18 protein-coding genes are annotated in these 21,689 nt (G+C 75.3%); 13 read left to right on the top strand and 5 right to left on the bottom strand.

The features are described 5' to 3' along the window. Nucleotides 1-166 precede the first annotated feature (166 nt). From CNX65_RS21105 to CNX65_RS21135, 7 genes are all read left to right on the top strand, one after another. Nucleotides 167-1,069 carry a LysR family transcriptional regulator gene (locus tag CNX65_RS21105; RefSeq protein ID WP_096495309.1) on the top strand — a complete coding sequence of 301 codons (903 nt, stop codon included), beginning with the start codon at nucleotides 167-169 and terminating at the stop codon, nucleotides 1,067-1,069. Between the two features lie 100 nt (nucleotides 1,070-1,169). Then, nucleotides 1,170-1,961, top strand: coding sequence for an inositol monophosphatase family protein (locus tag CNX65_RS21110; protein ID WP_096497907.1), 792 nt, complete (start codon nucleotides 1,170-1,172; stop codon nucleotides 1,959-1,961). After that, nucleotides 1,958-2,695: an NAD(P)-dependent oxidoreductase gene (locus CNX65_RS21115; RefSeq protein WP_157767764.1), complete on the top strand. Its 738-nt coding sequence runs from the start codon at nucleotides 1,958-1,960 to the stop codon at nucleotides 2,693-2,695. The genes CNX65_RS21110 and CNX65_RS21115 overlap by 4 nt, the downstream gene beginning before the upstream one ends. A gap of 144 nt (nucleotides 2,696-2,839) precedes the next feature. Then, entirely contained in the window at nucleotides 2,840-3,403 is a 564-nt protein-coding gene (locus tag CNX65_RS21120) for a DUF6346 domain-containing protein (protein WP_096495311.1), read from the top strand. Further along, a complete protein-coding gene (locus CNX65_RS21125) occupies nucleotides 3,400-3,978 on the top strand; it encodes a YbaB/EbfC family nucleoid-associated protein (RefSeq protein WP_096495312.1) in 579 nt (192 codons plus the stop codon). The genes CNX65_RS21120 and CNX65_RS21125 overlap by 4 nt, the downstream gene beginning before the upstream one ends. 6 nt (nucleotides 3,979-3,984) lie before the next feature. Beyond that, nucleotides 3,985-4,317: a type VII secretion target gene (locus CNX65_RS21130; protein WP_096495313.1), complete on the top strand. Its 333-nt coding sequence runs from the start codon at nucleotides 3,985-3,987 to the stop codon at nucleotides 4,315-4,317. After that, nucleotides 4,314-5,213 (top strand): hypothetical protein, encoded by a 900-nt coding sequence (locus CNX65_RS21135; protein WP_096495314.1) that lies wholly within the window; start codon nucleotides 4,314-4,316, stop codon nucleotides 5,211-5,213. The genes CNX65_RS21130 and CNX65_RS21135 overlap by 4 nt, the downstream gene beginning before the upstream one ends. A gap of 164 nt (nucleotides 5,214-5,377) precedes the next feature. On the opposite strand, the gene CNX65_RS21140 is transcribed toward CNX65_RS21135, so the two are convergent. Then, nucleotides 5,378-6,139: a hypothetical protein gene (locus CNX65_RS21140; RefSeq protein ID WP_096495315.1), complete on the bottom strand. Its 762-nt coding sequence runs from the start codon at nucleotides 6,137-6,139 to the stop codon at nucleotides 5,378-5,380. 397 nt (nucleotides 6,140-6,536) lie between these two features. On the opposite strand from CNX65_RS21140, the gene CNX65_RS21145 reads away from it, so the two are divergent. The 3 genes from CNX65_RS21145 to CNX65_RS21160 all read left to right on the top strand — a co-directional run bounded on the left by CNX65_RS21145 (nucleotide 6,537) and on the right by CNX65_RS21160 (nucleotide 11,295). Further along, nucleotides 6,537-8,402, top strand: a complete 1,866-nt coding sequence (locus tag CNX65_RS21145; protein WP_096495316.1) for a glycoside hydrolase family 5 protein — start codon at nucleotides 6,537-6,539, stop codon at nucleotides 8,400-8,402. Between the two features lie 950 nt (nucleotides 8,403-9,352). Further along, nucleotides 9,353-9,688 carry an ArsR/SmtB family transcription factor gene (locus tag CNX65_RS21155; RefSeq protein ID WP_015802969.1) on the top strand — a complete coding sequence of 112 codons (336 nt, stop codon included), beginning with the start codon at nucleotides 9,353-9,355 and terminating at the stop codon, nucleotides 9,686-9,688. Continuing rightward, entirely contained in the window at nucleotides 9,685-11,295 is a 1,611-nt protein-coding gene (locus CNX65_RS21160; RefSeq protein ID WP_096495318.1) for a SulP family inorganic anion transporter, read from the top strand. The genes CNX65_RS21155 and CNX65_RS21160 overlap by 4 nt, the downstream gene beginning before the upstream one ends. Nucleotides 11,296-11,325: 30 nt before the next feature. Here the strand turns inward: CNX65_RS21160 and CNX65_RS21165 are convergent, their stop codons facing one another. Next, nucleotides 11,326-12,120: a MerR family transcriptional regulator gene (locus CNX65_RS21165; protein WP_232519936.1), complete on the bottom strand. Its 795-nt coding sequence runs from the start codon at nucleotides 12,118-12,120 to the stop codon at nucleotides 11,326-11,328. Between the two features lie 74 nt (nucleotides 12,121-12,194). Here CNX65_RS21165 and CNX65_RS21170 point away from each other — a divergent pair, with 74 nt between their 5' ends. Further along, on the top strand, nucleotides 12,195-12,872 hold the full coding sequence (locus CNX65_RS21170; RefSeq protein WP_232519937.1) for a hypothetical protein: 678 nt from the start codon (nucleotides 12,195-12,197) through the stop codon (nucleotides 12,870-12,872). A 21-nt stretch (nucleotides 12,873-12,893) separates the two neighbouring features. On the opposite strand, the gene CNX65_RS21175 is transcribed toward CNX65_RS21170, so the two are convergent. Beyond that, nucleotides 12,894-13,922, bottom strand: a complete 1,029-nt coding sequence (locus CNX65_RS21175) for an AAA family ATPase (RefSeq protein ID WP_096495320.1) — start codon at nucleotides 13,920-13,922, stop codon at nucleotides 12,894-12,896. A gap of 48 nt (nucleotides 13,923-13,970) precedes the next feature. After that, a complete protein-coding gene (locus tag CNX65_RS21180; RefSeq protein WP_157767765.1) occupies nucleotides 13,971-14,894 on the bottom strand; it encodes an effector-associated domain 2-containing protein in 924 nt (307 codons plus the stop codon). 336 nt (nucleotides 14,895-15,230) lie between these two features. On the opposite strand from CNX65_RS21180, the gene CNX65_RS35545 reads away from it, so the two are divergent. Together CNX65_RS35545 and CNX65_RS21185 are read left to right on the top strand one after the other, a co-directional pair. Further along, nucleotides 15,231-15,389 (top strand): hypothetical protein, encoded by a 159-nt coding sequence (locus CNX65_RS35545; protein WP_157767766.1) that lies wholly within the window; start codon nucleotides 15,231-15,233, stop codon nucleotides 15,387-15,389. Further along, the gene (locus tag CNX65_RS21185) at nucleotides 15,386-17,143 is read left to right on the top strand and encodes an HEXXH motif domain-containing protein (protein WP_157767767.1); all 1,758 of its coding nucleotides are present in this window, start codon (nucleotides 15,386-15,388) and stop codon (nucleotides 17,141-17,143) included. Before CNX65_RS35545 ends, CNX65_RS21185 begins: the two co-directional genes overlap by 4 nt. Before the next feature lie 116 nt (nucleotides 17,144-17,259). On the opposite strand, the gene fxsT is transcribed toward CNX65_RS21185, so the two are convergent. Further along, nucleotides 17,260-21,684 (bottom strand): FxSxx-COOH system tetratricopeptide repeat protein, encoded by a 4,425-nt coding sequence (gene fxsT / locus CNX65_RS21190; protein WP_096495323.1) that lies wholly within the window; start codon nucleotides 21,682-21,684, stop codon nucleotides 17,260-17,262. Nucleotides 21,685-21,689 lie beyond the last annotated feature (5 nt).

A 21,689-nucleotide genomic window follows, 5' to 3' on the forward strand; every position in this document is an offset into this window, starting at 1 on the left:
AGGACGACCGGGGGAAGCGGGTGGCGCGCATTTCCGACGCCGAGCAGGGCTTTTCCGCCGAACCGCGGACCCCCGCCGACAGGACCACCGCCGGGCGCGCCGTTCCCGGCCCGGCGGGCGGGTGATCTTGCCCGGCCGGGGCGGGGCCCTTCCGTACAGTCGCCCCGTGCTCCTCGACCTGAACCTCCTGCGCGCCCTGGAAGCCCTCCTGGAAGAGGGCGGTGTCACCGGCGCGGCGCGGCGGCTGCACCTGACCGCGCCCGCCGTGAGCCGGGCGCTGACCAGGATCCGGCGGGCCACCGGGGACGAGATCCTGGTGCGCAGCGGGCGGGGCATGGTGCCCACCGAGTACGCCGTCGCGGTGCGCGGCGAGGTGCGGCGGCTGGTCAGGGAGGCCGAGGCGGTGCTCTCGCCCCGGCGCGAGGTCGACCCGGCGGAGCTGGACCGGGTGTTCTGCCTGCGGTGGCACGACGCCGTGACCGAGCTGGTCGGGCCGGGGGTGCTGGCCGCCGTCCGGGAGCGCGCGCCGGGGGTCCGGCTGCGGTTCCTCGGCGAGTCCGATTCGGACGGTCGGGAGGCGCTGGAGGGCGTCGACCTGGGCACCAGCGCGGGCCCGGCGCCCTCGCCCGACGTGCACCACGAGCCGGTGCGGCGGGACCGGCCCTCGGTGGTGCTGCGCGAGGACCACGAGCTGGCGCGGGGCGAGCTGACCGCCGAGCGCTACGCCGCCGCCGAGCACGTGGTCGTCTCGCGGCGCGGCGCGCTCGCCGACCGGGTCGACGGGCTGCTCGCCGAGCTGGGGCTGACCCGCTCGGTGGTCGCCGCCGCGCCCACCGCGGTCGCCGCGCTGCGGCTGGCGCGGCGGTGCGGGCTGGTGGCGACCCTGCCGTCCTCGGTGGCGGGGCCGCTCGCGCGCGAGCACGGGCTGGCGCACCGGCCGCTCCCGCTGCCCGCGCCGGAGATCGCGCTGCACCTGACCTGGCACCGCCGCCACGACGGCGACCCGGCCCACCGCTGGCTGCGGGAGCTGTGCCTGGTCGAGCTGCGGAAGACGATTGCACCGGAGTAAAAGGTGAGTTGAAAAGGATGCATTTGAATTAATGATCGGGTCCTCCTAGCGTTGGTCCCAGCACCGGCGAGCCGCCGGGAAACCGTTGGAGGACAACAAGATGAGCACGCTCACCGCTACTGCCACCGCCACCGCCGACGCCGTCCGCGCCGCGGGCACCGCACTGGTCCGGGGGTACCGCACGAGCCACGACCTGGTCGACCGGGCCGCCGTGGAGGCCGCGATCGCCGCCGCCGACGAGGTCTCGCTCGCCGAGCTGCGCCCGGCGCTGGAAGCCGCCGCGCCCGACGCCGGGTGGGTGGAGGACGAGCTCGCGGAGGGCGGGCTGCCGCCGGGCCGGTGGTGGGTGGTGGACCCGGTGGAGGGTGCGATCAACTACGTGCACGGCCTGCCCGAGTGGGGCGTCACCGCGACCCTCGTGGAGGACGACCTGCCGGTGCTCACCGCCGTGCACCTGCCCCTGGCCGACCTGACCTACACCGCGACGGCGGGCGGCGGGGCGCTGCGGAACGGGGAGCGGCTGCGCGCGTCGGTGAAGGCGGAGCTGCGCGGCGCGCTCGTCGGCACCGGGCAGGCCAGCCCCGGGGAGACCGAGGGGACGTGGCGGCTGATCGGCCGGTCGGCGACCGCGATGATGGCCGCGTCCGGGGTGCTCGGGGTGAGCGTGCCGCCGACGCTGCGGCTGCTGCACGTGGCCGACGGGCGCTCGGACGTGTTCTGGCAGCACGGCGCGGTCCGGTCGGGGCTGCTGCCGGGGGCGCTGCTGGTGGCCGAGGCGGGCGGGGTGGTGAGCGACCTGCGGGGCGCGCCGTGGACCGCCGCGAGCGGCGACTTCCTGGCCGCCGCGCCGGGCGTGCACGCGCAGGCCGCGGCCGTGCTGGGCGCGCTGTGAACGGCCTGCGGCTGGTCGTGCTGGGCGCGACCGGGGGCGTCGGCGGGCACGTGGTGGCGCACGCCCTGCGGCGCGGCCACTCGGTGACCGCCCTCAGCCGCGACCCGCGCGGGCTGCCGGGGCATGGGTCGCTGCGGGTGGCGGCGGTGGACGTGCGGGACCGGGACGCGGTCGCCGAGGCGCTGGCCGGGAGCGACGCGGTCGTGTCGGCGCTGGGCAACCCGCCGAGGTCCGGCCCCGGCGTGCTGGCGGCGGGCGCGGCGTCCCTGGTGGCGGCGGCCCCGCCGCGCCTGGTGTGGCTGGGCGCGCACGGCACCGGCCCGTCCGCGACCGCCGCGACCTCGGCGCTGCTGCGCCTGGCGCTGGGCGCGGAGGAGGTGGCCGACAAGGTGGCGGCCGACGCGCTGGTCCTGGCGGCGGGCGGCACGGTCGTCCACGCGGGCCCGCTGACCGGCCCCGCTGTCGACCGGACCACCCTGGGCGCGGTCGCCCTGGGCACGGTCGCTCCTGGCACGGTCGCTCCTGGCACGGTCGCCTCGGACGCCGTCATCCTGGGCGTGACCGCCCTGAACACAACCGCGCCGGACACGGCCATCCCCGAAGGCGCCCGCCTGCTCCCCCTCGGCGCCCGCCGCCTGCCGCGCCCGGTGCGGCGCGCGACGCTGGCCGCGCTGCTGCTGGCCGAGGCCGAGCAACCCGCGCACGCCGGAGCGGTCGCGCTCGCGGCGGGCTGACCCCGCCCCTCCCCCGGCCCGACGAGCACGCGCCCGCGCCGGGCGCACGCCTTCCGCGCCGATCTTCAGGTGATCTTCACACGCTGGGCGACGCGTCCCACCGCTCCTCACCCCTTCGTGGACTCGTGTGCGCAAAACGGACGAATGGCGGAACCGGATGGGCGACACTCCGCGTCGAACACCGGCAAGAGGGACGAGGGGGCCGAGGACGTGTGGCGCAAGCTCGCACTGGCCATCGCGGCGCTGACGGGACTGGTGGTGTGGGCGGCGCTGGGCGCGCTGGGCCTGGACGGGATGGCCAGGTGGCAGCCGCAGGCCGCGCTGGCGGAGGTCGCGGGCCGGGGAACGGCCACGATCAGCGACTGCCGGGAGGCGGGCGGGATCGGCTTCAGGACGGGGTGGTTCTGCGTCGCGGAGGCCACCTGGGAGGACGGGACCACGTCGCGGGTCGAACCGACCCCCGAGGGGCAGTTCACCCCTGCGGACCAGGGCCGGGAACTCGCGGTGGTGCGGCGCCTGGAGACCAGGCCGAAGGGCGGCGACGACGTGGAGCGGGTCTACCGGGCCGACTTCGAGCCGAGCCTGCTGCTCGGGTTCGGGTCGATCGTCGGCGCGCTCGGCGCGGGTGCGCTGGTCACGCTCGTCCTCCTCGGCGCGGCGGCGCGGATCGGCAAGAAGGACGACACGAAGGGTGGGGTTGGCGCTTGAACCCGGTCACAGGTGACCCGGACGCGCTGATGCGCGGTTGGGACCAGCAGATCCAGAACAGCCTCAGGCAGGCTGACCAGCTCACGCGGGTGGCGCGCGAGCTGAGCGTGACCAGGCGCTCCCCCGACGGCGCGGTGACCGTGACCGTCGACAGCGGCGGCAACGTGATCGCGCTCGACCTGGGCGACGCGGCGCTGCGCAAGCGGGCGCCCGAGCTGTCGGCGGAGATCCTGTCCACCATGCGCGCGGCGCAGTCGCAGCTCGCCGCCAGGATGCAGGAAGCGGTCACCCCGATCCTGGGCGGCGACTCCGACGCCACCGAGGCGATCGTGGGCGGGCTGAAGGAGAAGTTCCCCGAACCCCCGCCCGAGCCGCCCGCGGGCCAGCAGCCGCCGCCCCACCCCGGTCCGCCGCCGCCTCCCCCGCCACCCCCGGCTCCGGGGGCGTTCCCCCCGCCCGCGCCCCCGCAGGGCGCGGGCCCGGCGCCCGGCGCGGCCCCCCGCCGCGCCGCGCGGCCGGACGACGACGAGGACTTCGGCAACCGCGACTGGGCGAGCGACCGGAAGGGCTGGTGATCTGCGGTGGGTGACGGGTTCGGCGTGCACACCGGCGAGATGCGGGAGCACGCGGGCAGGTTGGAGGGCGTGGTCGACCGGATCGACGTGGCCAAGGACGCGGCGACGCAGGCCACCATCAGCGGCACCACCGCCTACGGCATCCTGTGCAGCCCGCTGCTGCTGCCGCTGATGGGCGCGGTCGAGGCCATGGGGCACACGGCGATCAGCACCGCGCGCACCGTCGTGAACGCCACCGCGGAGGGCATCGCGGGCATGGCGGACACCTACGACGCGGTCGAGGCCGCGGTGATCAAGGGCGTGGAGACCATCGAGAAGGCACTGGACGGGATCCGATGAACGACAACCCGCTCGTCGCCGCGCCCGCGTCGGACGACGGCTTCGACGGCATCACCGGCGCGGCGGTCCTGGAACCGGCCGCCGACGCGGTGCTCGCCGTGCAGCGCGGCGACTGGCTGGAGGCCGGGATCAACGCGGGCGCGGCAGGGATCGACGCGCTCGGGTTCGTCGCGGACCCGTTCGGCGCGCTGCTGTCCTCCGCGTTCGCCTGGTTCATCGAGCACACCTCCCCGCTCAAGGAGATGCTCGACGCGCTGGCGGGCAACCCCGGCGTGGTCAACCAGAACGCGGGCACCTGGGGCAACGTCTCCGACCACCTGGCCAAGGCGGCGGAGGAGATGCGGCGGGTCGTGGCGGCCGACACCGAGCCGTGGACCGGTCCGGCGGTGAGCGCCTACCGGCCGGTGGCGATGCTCCAGGCGGACGCCATCCAGGGCGCGTCGCTCGCGGCGAGCGGGGTCGGGGCGGCGCTGACCGGCGCGGCGGCGGCGGTCGCGGTGGTGCGCACGACGGTGCGGGACCTGATCGCGATGGGGATGAGCGAGCTGGTGCAGTGGCTGATCCGGGCGGCCGCGGCGGCGGCGATCACGATCGGGCTGGCCACGCCCGCGATCGTCGCGGACGGCATCCGGCTCGTGGTGAAGTGGGCCAACAAGATCCGCGAGTGGGTGGACCGGATCGTCTCGACCATCCGGAAGCTGTCCAAGCTGGTGGACCAGTTCCTGAAGGTGCTGGACAAGGTCAGCGCGGCGCTGGCCAAGTCCATGCCGAAGAAGGTCCCCACCGCGGCGGCGACCACGATCGCGGAGAACGTGGTGGTGCAGGTGCCGAAGAACGCGGCGGTGTACGGGTCGAACGTGGACGACCAGACCTACGCCTCGCGCCAACCCCAGTGACCCGGCTCCGGCAGGCACGGCCCTAGCAGGCACGGCTCCAGCAGGCACGCCGGAGGCCGGGCGCGACGGGGGTCCTCCCCCGCCGCGCCCGGCCTCCGGCTCGTCCAGGGCCGTCTTCCCGGACCCCACGCCCCGCTCTCCCCGACCGAACGGGGGCGCGGTGGTCAGCGCCGGTTGTCCAGCACGCCCAGGGTCGTCGGCGGCTCGCCGTCCAGCAGGGTCGCCAGGCCCTCGAACAGCTCGACGGTGCCGTCCGGCAGGCCGCGCACGCCGGGGGTGCCCACGGCGGCAGCCTCGCGGATGGCGGCCTGCATGGCCTGGTCGAGCACGCGGGTGCGCACGGTCACCCGGTCGGTGTGCCCGCCCGCCGTGCCGGGACCGGTGTAGTCGCCGACCAGGCGGAACGGGCGCAGCGGCGGGGTGGCCACGATGAAGTCCGCGCCGATGCTGGTGCGCATGACCGTCTCGCGCTCCAGCCAGCACGCGCGGCCCGGCTCGACGGGCACGTCCACGTAGTCCTCGAACACCTCCTCCTTGCGCCACGCCTGCCCGTACGCGGCGGCGGTGGCGGAGGCCAGGACGTCGTAGAAGGTCTTCTCGCCCCAGCTGGGGATGTGGAAGCTCGTGGTGGTCTCCACGACCGCGCGCCCGCCGATGCGGCAGGTGATCACGCTGTCGGTGGTGTTGCAGATCGAGACGCCCACCTGCACCGGCACGCTCAGGTCGAAGAGCATCTTGCGGCTCCGCGCCACCAGCACCTCGGCGCCCGCGGCCTGGACGCTGAGCGCGGTCTTGAGCCGCTGGGCGCCCTCCGGCGTGGACAGGGCGATCGCCTTCAGCTCGTGCATCCTGGTGGGGTCGACCCCCCGGCGCTGGAGGGCGGCTTCGTAGACAGCGGTGTCCGCGGTCTGCTCGTGGAGGGCCACTGGGCGTCCCTTTTCTCGGTTGGTTCGCTGGAGCCGGTTGGGCGGTGCGCCCGGTGTGCGGTGCACTGGGGCCGACGTTCCCCAAGCTGCGTCGAACTCGCATCGCGACGACGCGATCGGGGGACCTCGATCACCCGAAGGGAGTATGCCTGAGCCCTTCTCAGCAGGGGAGGGTTGAACCCCTAACGGACCAATCCCGCTACCAAAAAGCACCTGTCAGTCGCTCACGTCGGCGTTGACCTCCACTCGTGGCCCAACCTCGTCCCCCGACCGGCACGTTCCGGTAGTGGGGTGTGAGGTGGACCTCAGCCGTCCGGGAGGTGAAGGCCGGTTCTTGTCCGGACCAATCCCGGCCGCGCCCTGTCCACGACCGATCACGCGGCGCTACGGTCCGACCGTGAGGTCTGGACCTATCGCACTCGTCATCCTGCTGGCCGCGTCGACCTTCACGGGCGCCCTGCCCGCCGCCGCGGCCCCCGCCGACCCCCCGCCGACCGCCGCCGCGCTCACCGACTGGAAGGCCCCGCTGAGCACGCGGGGCCGGTACGTCGTGGACGCGGACGGCAACCGGTTCAAGCTCAAGTCCGGCAACTGGCACGGCGCCAGCGGCACGTGGACGGGCTCCGGCTCCAAGTCCGACCCGGCGAACCACCACGCCGGGGAGATCGCCCACCAGACGCCGCTCGGCCTCGACCGGGCGCCGCTGGAGAGCGTCATCGACGGCTTCGCCGAGCTGGGGCTCAACAGCGTGCGCCTGCCGTTCTCCAACGAGATGGTGCGCGACACCGCCCCCGTGCCCGACCTGCCCGCGAACCCGGAGCTGCGCGGCCTGACCCCGCTCGGCGTGTACGACCGGGTGGTGGAGCGGCTGACCGCGCGCGGGTTCGCGGTGATCCTGAACAACCACACGGGGACCTCCCGGTGGTGCTGCGGCGTCGACGGGAACGAGCGGTGGAACACCGCGCGCACCGAGGCGCAGTGGCAGGAGGACTGGCTGTTCATGGCGCGGCGGTACGCGTCGAACAAGCGGGTGGTGGGCGCGGACCTGTACAACGAGGTCAGGCGGAACATCACCGACGACCCGAACTGGGGCTGGGGCGACGACCACGACTGGCACCGCGCGAGCCAGCAGGTGGCGAACCGCATCCTGACCGAGGCCAACCCGGACCTGCTGGTGGTCGTGGAGGGGATCAACTGGACCGGGCTGCCGGTCGACGGGTTCCCGCACGGCAGGCCGACGCTGGAGCCGGTGCGGACGCTGTCGCACGCGCTGGTGGAGTCGAACAAGCTGGTGTACTCGGCGCACTTCTACGGCTACACCGGGCCGAACCACTCGGGGGCCACCGGGATCGGCGAGACGACCGACCCGAGGTACCAGGACCTGTCGCCGCAGGAGCTGGAGGACGTGGTGCGGCGGCAGGCGCTGTACGTGTCGGCCGAGACCGGGCAGCACTTCACCGCGCCGGTGTGGATCAGCGAGTTCGGGGTGGGCCGGGACAGCGCGGCGAACACGCGGGACTGGTTCGAGCGGTTCGCGGACCTGCTGGTGGAGGCGGACGCGGACTTCGCGTACTGGCCGGTGGTGGGCAACGGCGAGTCGGGGAACAACTGGTCACTGCTGAACCTGGACCGGGACGGGCGGCGGACGTCGGTGGACGCGGACTGGCGCGGCGCGGCGTGGCGCAGGTTGGTCGGGGCGTCCGGGCGGACCGGGGTGGTGCCGGTGGGGGCGCGGTGGTCGATGCTGAGCCTGGAGCACGCGGACCTGGCGGCGTCGCGGGCGGCGCGCGGGTTGGGCGACTGGGACTCGGGGGCGCGCAAGGGGGCGTGCGCGGACGGGCAGCGGCTGATCGGGCTGGCGGAGGCGGGCGCGCGGGCGCTGTGCACCGGGGTTTCCGGCGCGCCGGGCGGGTTCGCGGTGGTGCGCGGGGAGGAGAACGTGACGCAGGACTGGGCGAGCGGGTACACGAAGGTGCAGTGCCCGGCGGACCACTACGTCGCCGGCTACTCGGTGCGCGGCGGCGCTTTCTCGGCGGCCCTGTGCGCCAGGTCGGGGGCGGCGCTGGGCGGGGCGGGGCGGACGGTGTGGTTCGACCGCGGCGACAGCAGGCCCGCGGGGAATCCGGGCGGGGAGTTCGCGTCGAGCAGGTACAAGGGGCAGTGCGCGGAGAACGAGCACGTGGCGGGGATCGCCTGGACGGGGCGGATCTTCTCGGACAAGGGACCGGACGCGCTGTACTGCCGGGGGTCGGTGCCCCGGTGACGAGCCGGACGTGAGCTGAGCACGGCCCGAGCACGACCCGAGCGCCCACCGGACCGCGGTCCGGTGGGCGCTCTTCCGGTTCGGGGGGCGGCGAACGCCAGCGCGCCGCGCGCGGCGGCGAGGTCGCCGCCCAGCACGATCACGTCGGGGTCGACCTCCGCGCACGCGCGCCAGCTCCGCGCCGAGCGACCGACCTCGTGGAGCACCTGGACGCACGCCAGGTAGTGCTCCTTCGCCCGCCAGACCACCTCCGCGGGTCTCGCGGGCAGGTCCACCCGCAGCCCCCGGTAGCGCTCCCGCACCCGGTCGAGCAGCCGTGGGCGGCTGAGCGCCCCGCTCCCCGGCGCTTCGACGGCCCCGGAGCGGAAGAGGGTCCCGCCGACGACCAGTCCCGCGCCGAACCCGGTCGAGACCTGGGCGGACAGCAGCACCCGCGCTCTCCGCCCGCGCCGTGCACGTGCTCGCCGCAGGCGGCGAACCCGTCCGCGTCGCCGCGCACGACCGGCACGCGGGGAGGTGCTCCGCCAGCGCCTCCTCCCGCGCGCGGCCCCGGAGCGGGTCGGCCGCCCGCTCGACGCGCAGCCCGATCGAGCGCACGTCGGCCACACCCGAGCCCAGGTCACCGAGCAGGTTGTCGACCACCTCGATCCACGCCTTGTCCCCGTGGCTCACGCCGGGGCCGCCGATGCCGTCGAGCACGCGCTCCTCTCCGCACCGCCGCACCGAGACGACCACCTCGCCCGCCCTGACCTCGATGCCCACGGCCGCGCTCCGCCCGTCCACCACGCCTCTCCCCCGCTCTCCGGTGCGCCCGATCGTCCCGCACCGAGCCGCACGCACGGCGACCACCTTCGAGCACCCCCCGTGACCTGCGAACCCACACACTTCACTAACTGCAACCTTGTATAGTTGAAGAAATCCACAACTCTTGAACCACCCGGAGCTCCCCCGTGACCATGCCCCTGCACCAGGCCAAGGCCGAGTTCTTCCGGATGCTCGGCCACCCGGTTCGCATCCGGGTCCTCGAACTGCTCCAGGACGGCCCCCTCCCCGTCCGCGACCTCCTGGCCGACGTCGGCGGCGAGGCGTCCAGCCTGTCCGCGCAGCTCGCCGTGCTGCGCCGGTCCGGGATCGTGGCCGCCAACCGGGACGGCACGACCGTCGTCTACGAGCTCACCAGCCCCGACGTCGCCGAGCTGCTGCGCGCCGCGCGCCGGGTGCTCGCCGGGCTGATCACCAACAAGGACGAACTGCTGGCACTGCTCAGGGAAGAGGGAGAAGAGTGACGACGTTCTTGCCCGCCAAGGCAGATTGGGCGGGCGCGACCCGGCGGGACCTGCTCGCCGGGGTGACGGTGGCCGTGGTGGCGCTGCCGCTCGCGCTGGGCTTCGGCGTGGCGTCCGGGCTCGGGGCGACGGCCGGGCTGGTGACCGCGGTGGTCGCCGGGGCGCTGGCCGCCGTGTTCGGGGGCTCCAGCCTCCAGGTCTCCGGGCCGACCGGGGCCATGACCGTCGTGCTGGTGCCGATCGTGGCCGCGCACGGGGCCGACGGGGTGCTGGCCGTGGGGTTGATGGCGGGCGTGCTGCTGGTGGCGCTCGCGGCGCTGCGCGCGGGCCGGTACATGAAGTTCGTGCCCGCGCCGGTCGTGGAGGGGTTCACGATCGGCATCGCGGCGGTGATCGCCCTGCAGCAGGTGCCCGCCGCGCTGGGCGTCCCGGCGCCGGACGTGGAGAACGTGGCGCTGGCGGCGGGCGCGGCCGTGCTGGAGTTCGCCGCCGCGCCGGACTGGGCGGCCGTCGCACTGGCGCTCGGGGTCGCGGCGGTGGTGCTGCTGGGCGCGCGCTGGCGGCAGGCGGTGCCGTTCTCGCTGCCCGCGCTGGTGCTCGCCACGCTCGTGGCGAACTGGGCCGGGCTGGACGTGGCGCGGATCGGCGCGCTGCCGCCGACGCTGCCCGCGCCCTCGCTGGGCTTCCTCGACCCCGGCGCGCTGTGGGCGCTGCTGCCGTCGGCGGTGGCGGTCGCGGCGCTGGCCGCGCTGGAGAGCCTGCTGTCGGCGGCGGTGGCCGACGGGATGAGCGTGAACCAGCGGCACGACCCGGACCGCGAGCTGTTCGGGCAGGGCGTGGCGAACCTGGTGGCGCCGATGTTCGGCGGGGTGCCCGCGACGGCCGCGATCGCCCGCACGGCGGTGAACGTGCGCTCCGGGGCGACGTCCCGGCTGGCCGCGCTGACCCACGCCGCGGTGCTGCTGCTGATCGTGTTCGTGGCGGCCCCGCTGGTGTCGCAGGTGCCGCTCGCGGTGCTCGCGGGCGTGCTGCTGGCCACGGCGGTGCGCATGGTGGAGGTCGGGGCGGTGCGGGCGATGGCGCGGGCCAGCCGCCCGGACGCCGTGGTGCTCGCCCTGACGGCGGTGGCGACGCTGGCGCTGGACCTGGTCACGGCGGTGATCGTGGGCCTGCTGCTGGCCGGGGTGTTCGCGCTGCGCGCGGTGTCCCGCAGCGCCCGGCTCAGCGAGGTGCCGCTGGAGCCCGGCGACCACGGCGAGGAGGAGCGGGCGCTGCTGGCGCAGCACATCGTGGCCTACCGGCTGGACGGCCCGCTGCTGTTCCACGCCGCGCACCGGTTCCTGCTGGAGCTGAGCGAGGTGTCGCCGATGGCGGTGGTGGTGCTGCGGATGTCGCACCTGTCCGGCGTCGACACGACCGGCGTCGCGGTGCTGCGGGACGCGGTGCGCAGGCTGGAGGGGCGCGGGGTGACCGTGCTGGTGTCCGGGGTGCGGGAGGAGCACCGGCGGGCGCTGGACGCGGTGGGGGCGCCGGTGTTCGACAGCACGCCCGAGGCGATCGAGCACGCGCGGGCGCTGCTGGGCGAGCGGGGCCTGCTGCCGACCTGAGCGCAGGGACCACGCCCCGCGACGCCGGTCTCACCGGTCGGCCTCGCGGGGCTTCCCGCCGTCCGGCGGGGTTCCCGGCCCGTCCTGCGCCAGGCCCTGCTCCACCATCAGCTCGCGCAACCGCCGCAGCGCGGCCAGCTGCGCCGGGTGGTACATCCCCAGGACCACCTCGGCGATCGCGCTCTGCGCCAGCTCGGGGTCCAGCGGTGAGCCCGCCGTGGGGTTCTTGGTCCACGGGTGGTCCTCCTGGGTCCTGCGGGCCACCGGGACGAGCCGCCTGGCGATCTCCTCGACCGCCGCCTCGTCCGCGTCGCGGGGCAGGGCGTCGAAGTCGACCTCCGCCGGGTCCGGGGTCTTGTCCAGCGCGCCGAAGCCGTCGGTCGCCTCCTGGTCGAACAGCGCGGCCAGGACGGTGAGCAGGGAGCGCTTCGGCTCGGTCAGCTGGTGGGAGAACGGGGCCAGCGCGGGCGGGACGTGCGCGGGCGCGCGGTGGCGCAGCGCCAGCGCCAGCTCGGCCCGGACGCGGTTGATCCGCTCGACGGACGCCGCCAGCTCCGCGTCCAGCGCGCGGATCGCCTCCTCGGACTCCTCGTCCGCCTTCCCCACCACCGCGATGTGCGCCAGCGGGACGCCGAGGTCGCTCAGGCGCTTGATCTGGAGCAGCCGGACCAGGTGGGGGATCTTGTACTGCTTGTAGCCGTTGGCCGCCCGCTCGGGCAGGTCGAGCAGCCCGGTCGAGTGGTAGTGGCGCACGGCCTTCACCGTGGTCCCGGCCAGTTCCGCGAGCTGCCGGGTGCTCCACGTCATCCGCTTGCCCTCCGTCACCGCTCCAGTGGACACCGTGCCCCGGGGGCAGGGTCAAGGGGTTGACCGTGCCCCGACGGCAGGGTTTCCACTGGGTGGCGGACGGAATCCACGAGGGGAGGCCGAAGGTGTTCGCGGAGATGCGGCGGCGGAGCGCGCTGAAGCGGGTCAGGCCGGGGCACGGGCGGGCGCTCGAGCCCTTCCGCCGGTGGCAGACCCTGTCCCGGTCGCTGCTGTCCCTGGAGCTCGGGGACGGCGCGGTGTGGACGGTGGAGGTGCTGCACTGGAAGCAGCTCACCACCGAGGACGGGCGGCCGGTCGCGCACCTGTACCGGAACGGCGTGCACCACGCCGAGTCCCCGGTGCCCGCGGTGTTCCCGGTGCCCGGCGGGGTGGTCGAGGTGCAGGCGTCGGCGTTCGGGCTGAAGCGGTGCCACTACCTGCCGGACGGGGGCGGGGAGCGGCAGCTCGTGCCCGACCCGGACTCGGGCGAGGGGCGGCGGGCCCGGTTCGGGCGCGAGCACCCGGTGGCCAGCCGGTGGATCGGGGTCGGCGTGGTGGCGCTGCTGGTCGTGCCGGTGCTGCTGGTGGTGCCGCAACTGCTGGAGGCGCTGACGCGGGTGCCGCCGGTCGCGGAGCGGTTCGGGGTGTTCACCTCGCCGGTGGCGCTGCCGTGGTGGGGGAACACCGCGCTCGGGCTGGTGACGGCGGCGGCGAGCACGGAGCGGGCGCTGCGGTTGCGGCACCACTGGTTGCTGGACTCGGTGGGGTAGGGGGTGGCCCCGGAACCCGCCTCACCCCGCCTCGTCCGACAGCGAGTGCCAGATCGCCCTGAGCAGCTCCTCCCACGTCCCGTCCGGTTCCAGGTCGCCCGAGGTGACCAGCCGGGTGGCCAGGTGGACGGCGTTGAGGAGCTGGTCCGACGCCAGGCCGCCGACCTCCCTGCTGCGGTCGAGGAACCTGCCGACCAGGCGTGCCACGTCGACCTCCGCGTCCGGGCCGAAGTGCGCCGCGACCATCTGGCCGAGCTGCTCGGGACCGGGGTGCTCGATGCGCAGGCGCAGGCAGCGGCGCAGGAACGCGGCGGGGAACTCGCGCTCGCCGTTGCTGGTGATGACCACCAGCGGGAACTCGCGGCAGCGGACGCCGCCCCCCTCGACCGGGACGAGCTGGTGGTCGGCGCTGAGCACGTGGACCAGCGGGGCGAGCTTCGCGATCCGGACCAGCTCCGGGATCTGGTAAGCGCCTTCCTCGAAGACGTCGAGCAGGTCGTTGGGCAGGTCGATGTCGGCCTTGTCCAGCTCGTCGATCAACAGCACCCTGGGCACGTCGTGCGGCAGCAGCGCGGTGCCCAGCGGCCCGAGGTGGACGTAGCCGCCGATGTCCACCGGGTCCGCCTCCTCCGCGGGGCGCGCCCGCACCGCCTGGAGGCGGCCGATCGCGTCGTAGGCGTACAGGCCGTGGCCCAGGCGCGTGCGGCTGGTGACCGGCCAGCGCAGGACCGGGCCGAGCCCCAGCTCGCGGGCGACGAGGTGGGCCAGCGAGGACTTCCCGGTGCCGGGCGGGCCGGTGACCAGCAGTGGGCGCCGCAGGTGGATGGCCGCGTTGACCATCTCCACCTCGCCCCGGTGCGGGGTGCGCCCCGCGGCGGGAGCGGCCCCCACCCTGCGGTCGGCCTCGCCCCCGTCGTCCGCGGGCCTCGGGGCCGTGCCCGTTCCCGTGAAGCGGCGCCACGGGGGTGGCGGCGGCCACTGCTCGGGCGGTCCCTCCGCCCGCCCCGCGCTGCCCCGGTACAGCTTCCACGAGTCACCGACAGCGGCCATCCCGCTCCCCTTCCCCTGTGGGCGGTGGGGTGTGGTCCGCGCGCCGGGCTAGCTCCCCGCGCGCCCCTGCGCGTCCGTCCAAGACCTCACCACCACCTCGGCGCGGCGAACCGCCTCGGAGTCGCCTTCCAGCTCGCGCACCGCCGACAGCAGCTCGGCCAGCCCTCCCTCGTAGCCCGCGCAGGTGCGCACGAGGGCGTGCACGTGGAACCGGGTGCGCGGGTGGTGCGGGACCGCGTCCCTGATCCGGGCGGACAGCACGTCCAGCAGGAACCGCCTGCTCGCCTCGTCGTGCACGCTGGGCACGGCCAGCAGCGCGTCGACCACCTCGGTGAACCGGACGACCGGCGCGGCGGGCGACGGCCCGGTCCCGCTCCCGCCGGTCGGGGCGGCCAGGACGCCGTCCCTGATCCACGCCGGGGCGCGCAGCTCCTTCACCGCCACGTCGACGCGCCGGTACCGGTCGGGTTCCTCGGCCGGGTCGTGCCGCACCACGTCCTGGTAGAACAGGTCGGAGACGATCAGCACGACCGGGGAGTCGGAGCCGCGCCGGGCCGCGCGCAGCGGTTCGGACGCGAGGAGCCTGCTGGCGTGCACCACCCCGCCTCCGACGATCCCGTGCTCCACGGAGCGCACCTCGCCCGCGTGCAGGCAGCACCGGAGCCGGATGGCCGCCTCGGGCGAGGACACCGCGTTGTGCCTGGTGATCTCCGCGGCCAGGGAGGCCAGCATGGGGCCCAGCAGCAGGAGCTTGGGGACCGAGGCGGGCACCAGAAGCAGACCGCCGTCCCCGCCGTCCTGGTAGGTGCACGCCGTCCAGTCCGCGCCCGTCGCGGAGAAGGCGCTCCTGACCGCGCGGTTCAGTCCGTTGTGGACGGAGGCGCGGTGCTCGTCGGTGCGCTCGCCGGAGCCGTAGCCCTCGACGTCGAGCATGACGATGCCGTGGTGCAGCGGGAGACTCGGCGACAGCAAGGACACCACCCCGATCGACGTTCCCGCCCGCCGCCCCGCCGGGAGCGGCCGGACAGGCACCTGTCCGGATGATCGGCCACCGACGCGGTCGCCGAATACGCAGAATTGCGGTCTGCGCGGGAAACCCGTGGTGCGGGGAACCGCGCGCGGACCCCCGGCGGACGATCGGCGGAACACCGTGCCCCCGATGGGCCGTCCAGGCGGGAGCAGCACGTCGCGGCCGGGTGCTCCGCCCCCGCGCGCGGGGCGCACCAGCCCACCTGGCCGATTCGGACCCCGGTCGGGGTCGGGCATGATGGTCGCACCAGGACCGCTCACGAGGAGGTGGTCGCAGTGGTGGAACGGGACGCTCTGCCGTCCAGGTTGCCCGACGTCTCCGCGCTCCCCCTGTCGACGCTGAGGAGCCTGCGCACGCCCGAGATCGTCGAGGCGCTGCGGCGGATCTGCGAGCAGGCCCTGCGCGAGGGCGACGACCGCGTCCAAGAGCAGCGTTGACCGCTGGCGGCGGTCCGCGCGGGGTGGGACCGTCGCGGCACCGGCTGCCGCTGCGGGCCTTCGAGCGGATCTGCTCGGGCGCGGCGACCCGGCGGGAGGTCGCCCTGCTGCGCGAGGCCGAGCACAGCACCCGGAGGTTGAAGCTGCTGGCCTTCGCCGACGCGGTCGCGGCGCTGCCGGACGGGCTGGGCCCGTTCACCGACGTCGGGGCCGCGTGGGCCGTGCTGGCGGACGCCGAGCGGCGGTCGGCCGACGTGGTCGCGGACGTGCTGATGCACCCGACCGTCGGGGTGTGGTTGGGCAGGGCGCTGCGGCAGGTGCTCGGCGCGCGGGACGACCCCACGCCGCTGTGGTCCCAGGTGGGCGGGTTCCACGCCCTGGCCGCCTCGGCCGCCGTGCGCACGGGGCTGCCCTGCGCGCTGCCGGTGCCCGTGCTGCACGGCGCCGTCACGCTGCCGACCGTCGGGACCTTCCCGGTGCGCACGGCGCTCCCGGTGGGGCACGCCCGGTTCGCGCTGGACGCGGGCGGGGCGTCGGTGACCGTCGCGGGCGGGCGGGAACCGCTCGTCGTGGAGCCGGTGAGGCGGCACCGGTTGGTGGGCGGGGGTTTGGTGGTCGAGGTGGTGCTGGACGACAGCGACCCCTACCGCGAGTTCGGCGCCCCGGTGCCCGCCCGGCCGCTGGACCCGGCCCACCGCCTGGAGTGGGCCAAGCACCTGGACGAGGCGTGGGAGCTGCTGGCCCGGCGCCACCCCGGCGCGGCGGAGGAGCTGTCCTCGGTGCTGTCGAGCATCGTGCCGCTGGAGCGGTCGAGACCGGTGTTCGCCGCGTCGTCAGCGGACGCGTTCGGGTGCGTGGCCATGTCACCGAAGGGGTCCGCGCTCGAACTGGCCGAGGCGCTGGTGCACGAGGCGCAGCACTCGAAGGTGAACGCGCTGCTGCCACTGGTCGAGCTGGAGCGGCCGGACGGGATGGGGTACTGCGCGCCGTGGCGCGAGGACCCGAGGCCGCTGCTGGGGATGCTGCACGGGATCTACGCGTTCACCGCCGTGGTCGAGTTCTGGCGGGTCGAGCGCGACCTCGTGCCGCCGTCGCTCCGCGGGCTCGCCGACTACAGCCTGGCGCTGCGCGCGGACCAGGTGGGGCGGGCCGTGGCGCGGGTGCGCGGCGCGGCCTCGCTGACCGGACCGGGGCGCCTGCTGGTGGCCTCGGCGTCCGCGCGGCTGGCGGTGTGCGGTCCCGTCGACGTCGGCGAGCGGACGAGCGAGGCGGTGCGGCTGACGGGGGCCGCGCACGGGGTCCGGTGGCGGCTGCGGCACGTCCGCCCCGCAGGGGACGCGGTGGTCGCGCTGGCCGACGCGTGGCGCGCGGGCGCTCCGGCTCCGCCCGGCGCGGTCCGCGGCCGGGTGGTCCCCGCCGCGGCGCCCGCGACCGCGCGGCTGCCGGTGCTGCTGAAGCTGCGCGAGGTCGACCCGGACGGCTTCGCGCGGATCGCGGCGGGCACGCCGGGCGACCCGGATTCCGCGCTGTGCCTGGGGGACGTCGGGACCGCGGTCGCGGGGTACGCGCGGCGGATCGAGCGGGCGGACGGGGACGTCGAGGCGTGGGGCGGGCTCGGGGCGGCGCTCGACTCCCCCGCGCTGCGGGAGCGCCCCGAGGTGGTCGCGGCGGTGCGCCGCGCGCTCGGGGGACGGCCGGGCGGGGTTCCCGGCCCGGTCGAGCTGGCGCGCTGGTTCGACCGGCGGGAGCGCTGAGCACCGGCGGCGGCAGCGCCCACCGCCCCCGGAGCCCCGCCCTCTGGAACCCTGCCCTCTGGAATCCCGCCGCCGGAGCCGCGCACCACCGGAACCGGGCCGTCAGAACTGCATCGTCAGAACTGCATCGTGTCCGTGTCGCAGTTGGCCCGGACGTACTGCGCCGCCGAGGACGTCGCCGGGTGGTCGTCCCCCAGCACCCGGCGGAAGGAGGCGACCGTCTTGCCGTGCAGCACCGCGGCCTGCGACTCCTCCCCCAGCGCCGCCAGGTCGATGGCCAGGTTCAGCGCCACGGCCAGCGTGGACGGGTGCTCGGGGCCGAGCACCCTGGTCGAGCGGGCCAGGGTGTCGGTGTCGTGCTCCCGCGCGAGCTCGACCTCGCCCGACTCGGCGAGGTCGCTCGCCAGGTTGGTCACGGCCACCAGCGTCGTCGGGTGGTCGGCGCCGAAGACCCGCAGGAGCGCGTCGCGAGTGCCGCGGTTGGTCTCCAGCGCCTCGTCCAGCTTGCCGAGCAGCCGGTAGGTCACCCCCAGGTTCAGCGCCGCGATCAGCGTGTAGGGGTGTTCGGGGCCGCTGACCAGGTCGCGGAACACCCGGTAGGAGCGCAGCGCGGCCTCCTCGGAGGCCTCCAGCTCGCCGAGGTGGCGCAGGTCGGTGGACGTGTTCATCAGCGCGGTCATCGTGTCCAGGTGGTCGTCGCCGAGCTTGCGCCGGTAGCGCTCCAGGCACTCCTCGGCCAACTCCTTGGCGCGCGCGTGACGCCCGGCCTTGCGCAGCGCCACCGAGAGGTTGCGGTTGGCGCCGATGGTCGCCGGGTGGTCGGGGCCGAACAGCTCGTTCATGTAGCCGAGGGTCTTCTGCTGGATCTCCGCCGCCTGCACGAAGTAGCCGCACTCGCGCAGGTCCATGGACACGGCGTTGCGGGACCCGAAGGTCAGGATGTGCTTGGGGCCGAGCGTGGTGATGCGGCGGCGCAGGTTGTCCTCGTCGAGCGCGCGGGCGCGCCCGTAGTCGCCCATGAGCCGGTGGCAGCTGGCCAGGTTGTGCACGTAGACCAGGGTTTCCGGGTCGTCCTCGCCCAGCAGCGCCACGGCCCGGTCGCACACCTGCTGCTGGAGCTCGCGCTCCTCGGTGTAGCGGCCCTGCGAGCGCCGGTCGGCGGCGACGGTGTCGAGCATCCGCAGGAACAGCTCGTGGTCCTCGCCGATCGTGGCGCGGAAGCGCTCCAGGGTCTGCTTGTTCAGCTCCACCGCCTCGTCCGCGGCGCCGAGCCTGCGGATCGCGACGGCGAGGCGCCTCGACATCTCCAGCGCGTGCAGGCCCTGCTCGTCGTCGCTCGGGCCGAGGTCGGCGTCCCACACCGCGACGGCCCGGCTCGCGAGGTCGCGGGCGCCGGTCCAGTCTCCGCTGTTGATCAGGTACTGCACGAGGTTCAGCACGAACACCCGCACCAGCCGGGAGCGGCTCCCCACCGCCTGCGACATGAGCGCGTGCGGCAGCAGTTCCGCGTAGCGGGGCCAGTTCTCGACGATGTCGGGGTCGATCGGGTCGCCCTTGGCGAGCAGCTCGTGCACCGCCTGGCGGAACTGCTCGCGGTCGGCCTCGTCCAGGCGGTCCTTGAGCACGGTCTGCACCAACCGGTGCAGCTGGAGGGTGTTGTTGCGGTGGTCCAGCTTGGCGAGGCTGTAGCGGCTGATCTCGCGCACCGCCCTGCTGAACTTGATGGAGTCGCGCAGCGCCTCGCTGAGGGCCGGGGGCACCGGTATCTCGTGGACGCCCCGGAACAACCGCTGCGAGATCGGCTCCGGGCCGAAGAAGGCGCACAGCTGGAGCAGCTGCAGCGCGGCGGGGTGGGACTCGCTCAGCCGTTTCAGGGGCACGTTCCACGCGGCGGCCACCGGCAGCTGGTCCTCGCTGGAGGTGCCCGCCTCCAGCAGCTCGGTCCGGTTCTGCCGCAGCAGTTCCAGGTACTCGGAGACCTGCATCCCGGTCTGCGCCCGCCACGCCGCGGCCTGGTCGACCGCGAGGGGCAGGTCGCCCAGCGCCTCGGCGAGCGCGTCGGCCTCGTCGTCCGCCAGCGCGCCGCCCCGGCGCTTGAGCAGCTCGACGCTCTCCGCGCGGGTGAACAGGTCGACCTCGACGGCGCGCGCGGCCATCGCCCACTCGGAGTTGCGGGAGGTGATGATGATGTGGCCGCCGGAGGAGGGGAAGAACGGCTTGACGTCCTGCGGCCGGTCGGCGTTGTCGAACACCAGCATCCAGCGCTTGAACGGCTCGCCCCTGCGCAGCGCCTCGCGCACGGCGGGCACGGCCGCGTCCGCCGTCTCCGCCCTGGGGACGCCCAGCCGCTTGGCCAGCTCCACGAAGGCGGAGTTGATCTGGGCGACGTGCTCGGCGGAGATCCACCAGACCAGGTCGTACTCCCCGGCGTGCCGGTGGATGTACTCGATCACCGTGTAGGACTTGCCGACGCCGCCCATGCCGTGCAGCGCCTCGGGGAGCACGGCGGTGGGGCCGCTCTCGGTGAGCCGGGCGCGCAGCTTCTCCAGCAGGTAGGCGCGTCCGACGAAGTTGGGGGGAGCCAGGGGGACCTGCCCCCACACCTGGGGCTGGCCGCTGTCGCGCGTGGACGGCGCCCCCGGTTCCCAACCGGTGCGGGCGTCGTCCGCGCGCACGTGGTCGGGGGAGGCGGTCGCGACTCCTGCGCCCCGCTCCTGCGGGTGGTGGGCTGTGCTCACGGTCGGCTCCAGTGGGGGTGGCGCATCCTCGGCGGGGTGCGGTGGTGGGATCGCTTCGGCGGTGTGGAACCCCTGCTCCACGAGGGACCTGGTCAGCCTGGTCGCGTGCTTGGCGTAGCGCCCGCTGAGCGCGGTGAGGACGGCGGCCTGCACCCGGACGTAGGGCAGGGTCTCCTCCGTGACCGGGGGCAGCTCGGCGGTGTCGGGGGCGTCGATCGCCCTGCCGAGGGTGAGCAGCGCGGGGAAGCGCCCGCCCGCGCGCTCCGCGAGCACGCGGGCGACGCGGGCGGTGTCGGAGCGGCGGCAGGTGGCGAGCAGCTCGGGCCGCACGCCCTCGGCGAAGTCGTAGGCGATGGTGTCGCGCCCCTGGTCGGCGCGCGCGCGACGGGTCAGCAGGCCGCCGAGGGCGACCTCGGCCATCGCGGACATGTCCGAACCGGGGAGCATGACCCGTTGGACGAGCTTCATCAGGGCGGGGCTCAGCGGGGTGGCGGCGAGCAGCCCGGCCAGCTGGAAGCCGTCGGCCGAGGCGTAGGTGCGGAACCTGCGCACCCGCTGCGCCGGGGTGGGCTCGTCCCGCTCGACGTCCTGGCGCCCGTCACGGGCGCAGGGCTGCTCGTCGGTCTGGGGGTGGACGAGCACCGCGGTGGTCTCCACCGGTTCCTGGTGCCCTCGGGCGGTCAGCAGCCGGGCCCAGCCGGAGAACCACGGCGCGGCCAGCCCGAGCACGGGCACGAGGACCCCGTCCCCGGAGGGCTGCTCGCCCGCGTCCCTCAGCCACCGGTTGGCCGCGCCCGCGTGCGGGGCGGACAACCGCATCCGCCGCGCCGCCAGCCCGCCCCACGGCCACATGCGCTGCGGGAGCACGTTGACCACCGCGACCGGGAGCCTCCCGCCCCACCGGTTGAGCAGGTGCGCCGCGGCGCCCGTGCGCCACGCCTTGCCGGTGGCCTCGGTGAGCACGAGCACGATCCTCGGGGTGGCCCCGCCGACCAGGTGCCACCAGCCGTGCGGTGCGCCGCCCTCGCTGCGCAGGGAGCGGCTGCGGTGGTCGGTGTCCTCGCTGTCGAACCAGTAGACGCGCACGTCCCGGAAGGCGCCCTGCCGCTCCAGCAGCGCGCGGAACTCGCGGACCAGCTCGGTCCACAGGCCGGTGGCGAGCGAGGTGTCCACCACGAGCAGGACCTCGAAGTGGCGGCGCGGCTCGGACAGCCAGCGGGGCGCCCACAGGCCGGCCTCGGCGGCCCGGACGGCGGTGGCCTCCTCGTCGAGCACGTCGTGGTCGGCGGAGCGGGCGTCGCGGTCGAGGCGGCGGAGCACCCGGCTGATGCGCCGCCGGTCGGGCAGGCCCTGGACGGTGGGCCAACCGCCCGCGGACAGCGGGGCGTCCGGGGAGGGGGCCGCCGCGTCCAGCAGGAGCGCGGTCTCGGGGCCGCCGACGCCCCACCTCCGCCCGGTGCGGCCTCCGGGTGGCGAGGGCCCCGAGCCGCTCCCCGGAGGTGGGCCGCCGCTCGGCGCCTGCTCCTCGGCCCGGCTCGACCCGCCGTCCCCTCCGGGGTCCTCCTCCCGGTCGTGCCGCACGGGCGGGTCGCCCACCGGGTCCTCGTCCTGCGCCGGGCCCGGATCGCCGGGCGAGGTCGGCTCGTGGTCGGGACCGGCCACGACCGCGGCGAGCCACAGCACGTCGCGGACCTCGACGGCGGTCAGCGCGGCGGCGTCGAACACCGGACCGCCCTCGTCGAGGGGGTCGAGGTGCTGCACGAAGGCGACTCCCCTCGGGTCGTCCTCGTCGAGCCCGCTCATCCCGT

Source organism: Actinosynnema pretiosum, assembly GCF_002354875.1.
Classification (GTDB): Bacteria; Actinomycetota; Actinomycetes; order Mycobacteriales; family Pseudonocardiaceae; genus Actinosynnema; species Actinosynnema auranticum.